The sequence below is a fragment of the Leisingera sp. F5 genome (genome assembly GCF_001593695.1).
The window spans coordinates 1-1,876 of sequence record NZ_LUKH01000673.1; the positions used below are offsets into that span (position 1 = coordinate 1).

Sequence of the window (1,876 nt, forward strand, 5' to 3'; positions counted from 1 at the left end):
CCCAGCCAGTGCTGCGCGTTCGGTGTTTGCAGCTTGGCCGGGATGTTCATTGCCGCGTGGTCAAACGGCGTCCACAGGAACGACGCCGCAGCCGCCAGCAGCATCAGAGAGGACAGCAGGCCGCCAAGGATCAGGTTGCGGGTCATGTCCGGCTCCTGAGGCGCGGGTCGACCAGCGCATAGGCGAGATCTACCAGGAAATTCACCGTAATGACGGCAAAGACCAGCAGCATCACCACCGACTCCACCACGATCAGATCGCGCGAGGAGATCGCCTGGAACACCAGCCGCCCGAGGCCGGGCAGATAGAAGACCTGTTCAATGATGATGGCGCCTGCCAGCAGGAAGGAAAACTGCAGGCCGATGATGGTCAGCACCGGGATCAAAGCGTTGCGTACCCCGTGCCGCCACAGCGCCTGGCGGCGTGAAAGCCCCTTGGCGCGGGCAGTGCGCATGAAATCCTCGCCCAGAATGTCCAGAAGGGCAGAGCGCATCACACGAGTCAGGATCGCCGCCTGCGGCAGCGCCAGTGCAATCGCGGGCAGGGTGAGCGCATGAAGGCCCGCCCAAAGCCCGGTGTCCCAGCCCGGAAACCCGCCGGCGCCGAACCAGCGCAGGTTGATGGCAAAGATCAGCACAAGCATCATCGCAAACCAGAAATTCGGCATTGCGACGCCCAGCTGGGTTGCGCCCATCACCGCTAAATCGCCCGGCTTGCCGCGGCGGGCGGCGGCGTAGATGCCGGCCGGAAAGGCAATCAGGGTGGACAGCGTCAGCGCATATAGCGCCAGCGGCAGCGACACCCACAGCCGGTCTGCGATCATCCCGGCAACCGGCGTGCGGTAGGTGTAGGATGTGCCGAAATCTCCGCTCAGCATGCCCGCAGCCCAGCTGAGGTAGCGGGCCAGCTTTCCCTGATCCAGCCCCAGCTCTGTCCGCAGCGCGGCGATAGTATCGGGCTGTGCATTGACCCCCAGCATGAAGGAGGCCGGATCGCCCGGCGCAACCTCCACCACGAGGAAGATCACCAGCGAGGCAACGGCCAGGCTGAGGATCAGTGACAACAGGCGCTTCAGGGCATAACGCAGCATGGCTGCCACGTTAGGAGTGCGGGGCGGGCGGGTCCAGTGGGCGGTGGAGGGAATCCGGAGCTGCCGGGCAAAAATGCGCAACGTCAAAGGCTTGGCCGCTTGCCTGCGGAAACGGACCGCAGCACCTTTGGCATCTGCTCGAAACCGGCTATCACTGAGCCATGCTGTCCCGCCCCCTGTTCATCGGATCAGAAATATACCGCGGCTCTTCCTATGGCCGTACCCATCCCTTGCGGGTGCCGCGGGTGTCGACCGTGATGGACCTCTCTCGCGCGCTGGGCTGGCTGCCGGACCAAGTCTATGTGAATTCCCCCCGTGCCAAGCCAACAGCGCTGACCGCCTGGCACACGGTCGAATACATCGCCGCGCTGCAGGCGGCCGAGGCGGCGCAGGAGGTAAGCGCAGAAGTGCGCACCCGGCATCACCTGGGCACCATATCAAACCCGGTGTTCCCGGAAATCTTCTGCCGCCCTGCCACCGCCGCGGGCGGGTCGATCCTGGCGGGGGAGCTGCTGGCAAGCGGCGGCATCGTCTACAATCCGGCGGGCGGCACTCATCACGGGATGCCGGACCGGGCCAACGGCTTTTGCTATCTGAACGATCCGGTGCTGGCGATGCTGTCGCTGCGCCATCATGGCGCGCAGCGGATCGCCTATGTGGACATTGACGCGCATCATTCCGACGGGGTGGAGCATGGCTTTGCCGGCGACAGGGACGTGCTGATGATCTCGGTGCATGAGGAGAACCTCTGGCCCAAGACGGGCACCCTGACGGAGGACGCGGGCG

1 protein-coding gene and 2 pseudogenes are annotated in these 1,876 nt (G+C 64.9%); 1 reads left to right on the plus strand and 2 read right to left on the minus strand.

Annotated elements, in window-relative coordinates; translation table 11 throughout:
* Together A2I95_RS34635 and A2I95_RS34640 are read right to left on the minus strand one after the other, a co-directional pair.
* A pseudogene (locus A2I95_RS34635) lies at positions 1 to 146 on the minus strand (ABC transporter permease); the annotation flags it as partial.
* Positions 143 to 1,090 carry an ABC transporter permease gene (locus tag A2I95_RS34640; protein ID WP_291737097.1) on the minus strand — a complete coding sequence of 316 codons (948 nt, stop codon included), beginning with the start codon at positions 1,088 to 1,090 and terminating at the stop codon, positions 143 to 145. The pseudogene A2I95_RS34635 and the gene A2I95_RS34640, both read right to left, overlap by 4 nt.
* A gap of 161 nt (positions 1,091 to 1,251) precedes the next feature.
* Here A2I95_RS34640 and A2I95_RS34645 point away from each other — a divergent pair.
* Positions 1,252 to 1,876 (plus strand): annotated as a pseudogene (locus A2I95_RS34645) (acetoin utilization protein AcuC); the annotation flags it as partial.